The sequence below is a fragment of the Streptomyces sp. NPDC048644 genome (assembly GCF_043199105.1).
Classification (GTDB): domain Bacteria; phylum Actinomycetota; class Actinomycetes; order Streptomycetales; family Streptomycetaceae; genus Streptomyces.
In genome coordinates this window covers 146,391-154,777 of the sequence record NZ_JBICVO010000016.1, presented here as the reverse complement: position 1 = coordinate 154,777, position 8,387 = coordinate 146,391, and the positions used below count along the sequence as shown (strand labels likewise).

General features: G+C 75.4%; 5 protein-coding genes. All 5 read right to left on the bottom strand.

Annotated features, from left to right (window positions below):
* Window positions 1–216 precede the first annotated feature (216 nt).
* A complete protein-coding gene (locus ACGFNI_RS29305) occupies window positions 217–1,164 on the bottom strand; it encodes a bifunctional riboflavin kinase/FAD synthetase (RefSeq protein WP_393687679.1) in 948 nt (315 codons plus the stop codon).
* 150 nt (window positions 1,165–1,314) lie between these two features.
* A complete protein-coding gene (locus ACGFNI_RS29300) occupies window positions 1,315–6,141 on the bottom strand; it encodes a trypsin-like peptidase domain-containing protein (protein WP_393687678.1) in 4,827 nt (1,608 codons plus the stop codon).
* A 289-nt stretch (window positions 6,142–6,430) separates the two neighbouring features.
* Window positions 6,431–7,411 carry a tRNA pseudouridine(55) synthase TruB gene (truB, locus tag ACGFNI_RS29295; protein ID WP_393687677.1) on the bottom strand — a complete coding sequence of 327 codons (981 nt, stop codon included), beginning with the start codon at window positions 7,409–7,411 and terminating at the stop codon, window positions 6,431–6,433.
* Window positions 7,408–7,863, bottom strand: coding sequence for a 30S ribosome-binding factor RbfA (gene rbfA, locus ACGFNI_RS29290; protein WP_393687676.1), 456 nt, complete (start codon window positions 7,861–7,863; stop codon window positions 7,408–7,410). The genes truB and rbfA overlap by 4 nt, the downstream gene beginning before the upstream one ends.
* 61 nt (window positions 7,864–7,924) lie before the next feature.
* Window positions 7,925–8,224 (bottom strand): DUF503 domain-containing protein, encoded by a 300-nt coding sequence (locus tag ACGFNI_RS29285; RefSeq protein WP_393687675.1) that lies wholly within the window; start codon window positions 8,222–8,224, stop codon window positions 7,925–7,927.
* Window positions 8,225–8,387: the final 163 nt, after the last annotated feature.

Below are 8,387 nucleotides of genomic sequence, written 5' to 3'. Positions count from 1 at the left end.
CCGCCGCCCCCGCGGGGGCCCCCGCGGGTTGGCCCCCCGCCCCCCCCCCCCCTGTGCCCGGGGGGCCCCCCCCCCGGGGGGGCCCCCCCCCCCCCCCCCCCCCCCCCACTTCCGCACCGTCCTTGCGCCGCGCCGCCGGCCGTCCGTTCCGGCCCCGCCACCAGCTCCCTCGTTCGGATGAACGGGGCCGCCGGCGCCGACCGGGGCGCCGCCGCCTCAGGAAGCCGCGGCGATCAGCCCGCGCGCCTGCTTCACATCGATCGCCATCCGCTCCAGCAGGGCGTCGAGCGTGTCGAACTTCTCCTGCCCGCGGATGTAGGCGAGGAAGTCGACGGCGACGTGCAGCCCGTACAGATCAAGCCCGACGCGGTCGATCGCGTACGCCTCGACCGTGCGGGTCTTCCCGTCGAACTGCGGGTTGGTGCCCACCGACACCGCCGCCGGCATCGCCTCGCCCTCGACGTGCAAAAGCCCCGCGTACACCCCGTCGGCCGGGATCGCGGTGTGCGGCAGGGTCTCCACGTTCGCGGTGGGGAAGCCCAGTTCACGACCGCGCTGGGCACCGCGGACGACGATGCCCTCGACGCGGTGCGGGCGGCCCAGCACCTCGGCGGCGCCCGTCACGTCGCCGTCGGCGACCAGCTTCCGGGTGAGCGTGGAGGAGAACGGCACGCCGCCGCCCGCCGTACCGCGCGCGACGAGGTCGATGACCTCGACGGCGTAGTCGTAGGTCCTGCCCAGCTCCGCGAGGGTGGCCACGGTGCCCGTCGCCTTGTGCCCGAAGCGGAAGTTGGGGCCCTCGACGACGACCTGCGCGTGCAGCTTGTCGCACAGCACCTTGACCACGAAGTCGGCCGGTGCCAGCTTCGAGAATTCCTTGGTGAACGGCAGGATCAGCACCGCGTCCACCCCCAGCTCGGCCATCAGCTCGGCACGCCGGTGATGCGGGGCGAGCAGCGGCGGGTGGGTGCCGGGGCGCACGACCTCGCTCGGGTGCGGGTCGAAGGTGACGACCACCGCGGGAATGCCCAGCTCACGGGCGCGTGCGACGGTCTCACCGATGATCAATTGGTGGCCGCGGTGCACTCCGTCGTACGAGCCGATGGTGACGACGCTGCGCCCCCAGCCCTCGGGGATGTCCTCCAAGCCACGCCAGCGCTGCACTCTGCCCGCTCCTCGCCCGAACTCGTGTCCGTCCAATGCGCCAATTCGGCATGACGCAGGTCTAAGACTGCCATGCCGGGGATGCCACCTCGCGCGAAGGGTGGCCTCGCCTTGCCTGGCGGCCCGTCCTGACCCCCAGCGTCGCCCTGATCAGCTGCGGCAGCCGGCGAGCGCGGCGCGGGCGCCCGGCCCCACCAGCGCCTCCCACTCCCCCGGCTCGGCCGCCACCCACTCCCGCATCCGCCGCGCGAACCCCGGCACCAGCCGCCCGGCCCCGGCCAGCCACCGGTCGAAGCAGGCCGCCCCCTCGGGCGTGCCGGACAGCAGCAGCCCGATCCGGCGCACCCACTCCCGCGTACGGTCGTCGGGGCGCCCCTCGGCCCCGTCGGCCACCGCCCGCAGCAGCGCCTCCAGCACCCGGGTGTCCGGCATCCCCTGCGAGGCGCGGCCGACGGACCCGGCCTCGTGCGCCAGCAGCACCTCCAGCAGCTCACGGCGCAGCGCCACCGCGTCCCCGCTGCCCTCCGCGACCAGCACGGACGCCAGCGCGCACCGCACCGGGACGGCGTGCCGGGTCAGCAGTTCCACCACGAGCGGGCGCAGCGCGGCACGGGCCGCAGGCCCACCGTCGAGCCGCCGCCCGACGAACGCCGCCACCGCGCCCGCGGCACGCTCCGGATGCCGCTCCGCGTATTCCCGTACGAGAGCGGCGACGCACTGCGCCAGGCCGGGCGGTACGGGCGACCCGGGCGGACGCGCGGACGGTACGGCAGCGGCCGGTTCCGGGGCCCCGGCGGACACCGGAAGGCCGCACTCCGCGAGGGTGTCGAGCACCGCGCCGGGAGAGCCCCCTGGGCCCGCCGCCCGACCGGCCGGTTCACCGGTCAGCAGCCGGGTGCGGAAGGCCGCCAGCACCGGCCCCGGGTGGGTGGCCAGCGCGTCCGTGAACACCGCGGCAGGCAGCTGCGGATCACCGTCGGCGAACCGCAGCAGCGCCCGGTCCAGGAACTGCGCCCGGGTGGTGCCGTCCGCCATCAGGAGGGCGAGCGCGGCGCCGTGGTGCGCGCTGTCGTCGGGCCTGGTCAGCAGGGCGAGCGCGGCCTGGCGCAGCCGGATGCGGTCGGTGTCGGCGGTGGCACCCGGGGCGAGGCGGGGCGCGTACGCCGCGGCGGCGCGCCGGCGCTCGGAGCACTCGTCCTGGGACCAGCGCGCCACGGCCCGGCACATCGCGGACGGCTCGTCCTCGGCCAGAGTGGCGAGCAGCTCGTCCGCCCGGGGGTGCGTGCTGTCGGCCAGCGTGTCGGCGAGCGCGTCGAGTGCGCGCCGCCGGTGGGCGTACAGCAGCGCCTGCGCCGCCGCGGAGACGGTGATCTCACCCGGCGGGCCGCCGCCAGGCACCACGTGCGGCGACTGCTGCAAGGGGCTCACATCGTCGAACCACTCGCACAACAGCGGCTGCATCCGCTCCGGCTCCGCCCGCAGCAACGCCGCCGCCACATCGAGAAACCGCAAGGGGCGCGCGACATGGGCACGCACCCGCGCGACGTACGGACCGCCCACGCCCCCCGATCCGGCACCGGCACCGGCGCGCGAGGCGCCATCGGACGGCCCAGCACCCGCGGCCTCGTCACCGGAGCAGGTTTCCGCCGGGCCTGCTGGATGCCCTGCGCCGCCGTAACTCCCGCCAGTGGGACGCGAGTTGGAGTCCGGGTCGGCGCCAGGCGCATCCAGGGCATCCGCGACGCTTCGGGATCCCGTGGCACCCGAAGCACCCGTGGCACCCGTGGCACCCGTGGCACCCGAGCCATCCGCGCCGAACTCGGCTTTGTGTGCGGGGAGTTGCGGGTGCATTGATCGGGCACCCAGCGGCTCGGGGACCGCCTTCGCGACGGAAGCGCCCCCCGCCCCCGCAGCGGCCTCCGAGGCCGCTCCCCGCACAGGCCCGGCAACGGGCTCGGCGGCAGCCGCCTGGCTCCCGGCGCCGCGCCCCGCATCCTCGTCCCGCGGGCCGTACGCGTCCGGCGTCGGCACGGCGTCCGCCCAGCCGAAGCCGTCCGGCGTGCCCGGCGCATCGGCGAGGTGCACCCGCACCCGCGGCGGTCGCGCGAACGGGCGGGCCCGCCGCCAGGAACGCGACGCGGACCACTCATCGGCCATCGGCCGCCCGCCACCGGATGCCCCGGCGTGCGCCGCCCCATCACCCGGCTCACCGCGCGGCGCGGCACCGTCGCCGGCGGTGTCCCGAACAGCAGCGCCGACAGCGGCAACTGCAACACCGACATCGCTGACGGTGGGACCAACCGGCCTCTCCGCCTCCCTCGCCGTGTCCCTCGCCGTGTCCGTCTCCGCCTCCGGAGCGGACCGCTGCCGACGCACCCGCCCCGTACCCGTACCCGCGCCCCCGTCGGCCGGCCGGCGTACCGCCCCGGCCGCCAGCGCCGCACCCGCCGCCGCGCCCGGCCGCGGCGGTCCGTCGGCCGGCAGCAGGCGCCGCAGCAGATCCATCCGGTCCGCGTCGGCCAGGTCGAGGCGGTGCCAGAACCACGGCCCGAGTGCGTCGAGCCCGGTCCGCCCGAAACCGCCGAGACGTACGGACCGGTCGGTGAGCCGGTCGGCGAGCAGCCGGAGCACACCGGCGTACGGTGCCACGTCAGGCACCCGCAGCAGCACCTCGCTGAGCAGGTGCGAGGCCCACCACCGGGCGTCCGCGTGCCGGCCGGCGGGGCCGCCGTCGGCCACCGCGACGGACACCAAATGCGCCAGCCTGCGCGTCAGTTGGGGCGTTCCCTCACGGCGCGCGAGCAGCAGCAGGGCCTGCACGACGGGGCCGATGCGGCAGCCGGGCACCTGGAACGCCCGCGCCGCCCGCCCGGCCTCCGCATCGGGCGAGGCGCCGTCACCCGAGCCGCCCCGCTCCCGGCCGCCCCACGACGGCAGCCGCGCGGACCGCTCCGCCTCGCCCGACGCCCCACGCGCACGGTGCACCAGGACGTACAGGGCGGCGTCCACGTCGAGATGGGCGCCCTGAAGCCACTCCGCGAACTCCTCGTGGGCGAAGCGGTACCCGGCGCCCGCCGGCACCAGCAGGCCCTCGGTGAGCACCGCCGACGCCCACCCGGGCCCCCAGGGGAAGACCTCATCGAAGGACGCACCGTCCAACTCCCCCTGCCCTGGGCCCAGACACCGGCGTGCCGCCTCGTGCACCTGGCCCGCCACCTGGGCGGCCAGCCTGCGTACGGCCCCACCGCGCGGCACCGGGCGGCGGCCGGCCGCGATCCGGACGGCGATGCGCAGGCACAGCAGGTCGAGATAGGCGCCGAAAACGGCGTGCCGGTCCGGCACTCCCCCGGCCTCGGGCTCCGGCCCTCCGGCCTCCGGCACCACCATGCCCATGCCGTCCGCGCCGCCCGCGTCGCACTCGCAGACGCCGTCCCCCTTCGGCAGCGCCGCCCGCACCTCGGCGAGCAGCCGCAGCGTCAGCGGGTGCCCGGCGTCCGCGGCGGCCTGTGCGCCCTCCGCCAGGCCGTAGCGCCTGCGGGCGTGCGCCGCCTCGCACGCCGGGAGATCACCGAGCCGCACGCAGGCGGGCAGCGGGCCGCCCGGAGCCCCGGGCGGCAGCGCGTAGGCGCGGCCGGTGCGGTGCAGCAGCGCGGGCGGGAAAAGGGCGCCCGCGGCTTCCCAGTACTCGGGGCGGCAGGCGATGACCAGCCGCGTTCCTGAGGCACGCAGCCAACCGGCGGTCGCCGCCGCCCAGTCGGCTGACCACGAGCCCAGCGCGGGCGGCATCTCCTCCGGCCCGTCCAGGAGCAGCAGCAGGGGACGGCCCGCGGCGCCCGCCAGCCGTGCCACGCCGTCCGGGGTGGCCTCGCCGGGGTCGCCGGCCGTGCGCCCCGAGGCCCCGATGATCCGGCCCGCCGCGTGCAGCGCACGCCGTACCGCCGTCCGCACCCCGTCGTCACCGGCGTGCAGATCGGCGCCGCGCAGCCAGACGGTCGGCGCGGGAGCCGCCCCCTGCGCCCGCCGCGCGGCGAGCGCGGCCAGTTCCGTCGTACGCCCTGATCCCGGCTCCCCCACCAAGGCCAACACCAGCGGCCCGGCCCCGTCCGCCCGCTCCACATCAGGCACCTCGGCCGCACTGTCCGCACCGTCCGCCTCGGACGTCCCCGCCGCCCGCAACGCCCCGAACGCCTCGAACTCGCGCACCACATCGGGCCGTTCCACCGGTTCCCGCCACAGCCGGGGCCGCCCGGCAGACCCCACGGATGTGGCGGTCAGCTGGAGCGCGCCCGCCAGGTTCAGTTCGCTGCCGTAGGCCGGGACCGTCGCCGCGTTCCGTGCCAGCAGTGCGGCCAGCGGCCCGCCCGGTTCGGTGGCCGCCGCCGCCCGTAGCAGCACGGCGAATCCGTCCGCCGGCCGCCCGGCCTGCAACGCGGTGCCCAGTACGCCCAGCAGCGCGCCCGTCCGCGCGTCGAGCACCGGGCCGCCCGCCGCCGCACCACCGAGCCGCAGCGCTTCCCGCCCGCCGACGCACAGCTCCAACTCCCCCACGGCGTCGAGGAGATGGAAACGGTCCGTCGCGGTGTACGTCACCTGGCAGCCGACCGCGGTCACCTGCCCGTCGAACCAGCCGCCGGCCCACAGCCGCACCCGGGTTCCCACGGCGGCCGGCCGGGAGGACACCGGCAACGGCGTCAGCGGCGGCAGCCCGAAGCCCCTGCTGCGCACCAGGGCCAGGTCGCTGCCGGGAAGCGGGGTGACATCGGCGGCGTCCACCGTGCAGCCGCCGTCGAATCCCCGGCCGCCGAGCCCGCCTTCCCGCAGCGGCTGCACCACGATGCGGGCCAGCCCGTCGACCGCTTCGTGGCTGGTGAGGATCGTGCCGTGCTGGTCGGCGAGGAAGCCCGTGCCGCGCGACCTTCCCGCGAGATCCCGGATGCGCACCAGCGCCCTGTCCGCATCGGCGTCCAGCAACGCCATCGCCGTACCTCCCCGCCTGACCGCCTCCCCGACCCGCGCGCCGGTCCCCGACGTCCGACGGTAAACGGCCGGTGATCGCCTCGACGCCGAACAGGACGAACACGCCCCCACAGCGCCCGCCGTTCACTCCGAGCGCCCGACCACCCGGGTGAATCCACGGATCCAGCGGAACAAGGGGACACGAGGCATCACGCAGCGCCACCGCACACCCGCCGCACGGCAAAGGGCCGGACCCGGGAAACGCCATCGCGCTCCCGGGCCCGGCCCTCGCACAGCCTGCCTGCGGCTCCTAGGCGAACACCGCCAGGCTCTTCGCCTTCCCGCCCTGGTTCTCGACCAGCGTCAGGAAGGTGCCGTCAGGACCGAACGCCGCGACCGGGCCGTCCGTCTCGAACAGCGGCATCGCGATCCGCGCGCCGTTGAGCAGCAGCCTGGCCTGCGGTTCGGTCACGTCCCAGCGGGTGAAGGCCGCCGTGGCCGCCTCACCGATCGGCATCACAGGAAGCCCCGCGCCCTCGGTGTCGTCCACCGCGGCCTGCAACTGATCGAGCGTACGCGCCCGGTCCAGCTTGTACGGGCCGACCCGGGTGCGCCGCAGCGCCGTCAGATGCCCGCCGACACCAAGACCGGCGCCCAGGTCACGGGCCAGGGCGCGGATGTACGTACCGGACGAACACGTGACAGAGACCAGCAGGTCGGTCACCGGGGTGCCGTCATCGGCCTCGCTCTCGTGCACCGAGTGCACCAGGAACGAGGACACGGTGACCGGCCGGGCCGGGATCTCCACGTCCTCGCCGTCCCGCACCCGCGAGTACGACCGCTTGCCGTCGATCTTGATGGCGCTGACCTTCGACGGCACCTGCATGATCGCGCCGGACAGCTCCGCCACACCGGCGTCGATGTCGCCGCGCGCGAGGCCCTGCGCCGCCTTCGACGCGGTGATCTCGCCCTCCGCGTCGTCGGTCACCGTCGTCTGGCCCAGCCGGATCGTGCCGACGTATTCCTTCTCCGTCAGCGCGAGGTGGCCGAGGAGCTTGGTGGCCCGCTCGATGCCCAGGACGAGCACACCGGTCGCCATCGGGTCGAGGGTGCCGGCGTGCCCGACCCTGCGGGTGCGGGCCATGCCGCGCATCTTCGCCACGACGTCGTGCGAAGTGAAGCCGGCCGGCTTGTCGACGATGACCAGGCCCGCCCGTCGCCCACCACCACCCTTGCCGGAGAACGCTGCGCGCTCGCCCCTTTCGGATGGCTTGTTGCTCTCACGCTTCATTCTGCCGCTGTGCCCTCGTCGTCCTCGTCGTCTCCCGGCTTGCGGTACGGGTCCGCCTCTCCGGCGTACTGGGCGCCCGACGACACCTCCCGCACCTTGGCGTCGGAAGCCCGCGCCTTGTCGAGGAGGTTCTCGATCGTCTTGGCGTTCTCCGGCAGGGCGTCCGCGACGAACGCCAGGGTGGGCGTGAACTTCGTGCCCGCCGCCGCACCGACCGCCGAGCGCAGGATGCCCTTGGCGCTCTCCAGTCCTGCTGCCGCGCTGGCACGGTCCTCGTCGTCGCCGTAGACCGTGTAGAAGACCGTCGCCTCCCGCAGGTCGCCGGTGACCCGGGTGTCCGTGATGGTCACGTGCGTACCGAGCCTCGGGTCCTTGATTCCGCGCTGCAGCTTCTGGGCGACCACCTCCCGGATGAGGTCCGCCAGCTTCTTCGCCCGCGCATTGTCGGCCACTGGTCCGTCTCCTTCTTGTCTTCCACAATTGTGCTTCCACCGGCGAGCGCCCGCCCGGTCGTCATGACCAGTCGTCGTCGCCGTGCAGCCGCCGGCGTACCGACAGCAGCTCCACTTCGGGCCGTGCGGCGACCAGGCGCTCGCAGCGGTCCAACACTTCGGTGAGATGCCCCGTGTCCCCGGAGACCACCGCCAGGCCGATGGTGGCCCTGCGGTGCAGATCCTGGTCGCCGACCTCCGCGACGCTGACCGCGTACTTGCGGTGCAGCTCGGCGACGATCGGGCGGACGACGGAGCGCTTCTCCTTCAGCGACCGTACGTCGCCGAGAAGCAGGTCGAAGGACAGCGTCCCTACATACATGCAGAACGGGTTCAGCCACCCGTGGGGCCTAGACGTTCGATTCCCCGCACCGTACACGGAACGGCCGGGGCCGATCGACGGAAATAACTCCGCCGACCGGCCCCGGTCGCCTGCCCGCCGCCCGGCCCACCAGGACTGGTGGACCGGGCCACGCACGGGCTCT

Bases quoted from the DNA above. Each gene is read 5' to 3' on its own strand.
- ACGFNI_RS29300 (WP_393687678.1), bottom strand. From the start codon at position 6,141: ATGGCGTTGCTGGACGCCGATGCGGACAGGGCGCTGGTGCGCATCCGG.
- truB (WP_393687677.1), bottom strand. From the start codon at position 7,411: ATGAAGCGTGAGAGCAACAAGCCATCCGAAAGGGGCGAGCGCGCAGCG.
- ACGFNI_RS29285 (WP_393687675.1), bottom strand. From the start codon at position 8,224: ATGTATGTAGGGACGCTGTCCTTCGACCTGCTTCTCGGCGACGTACGG.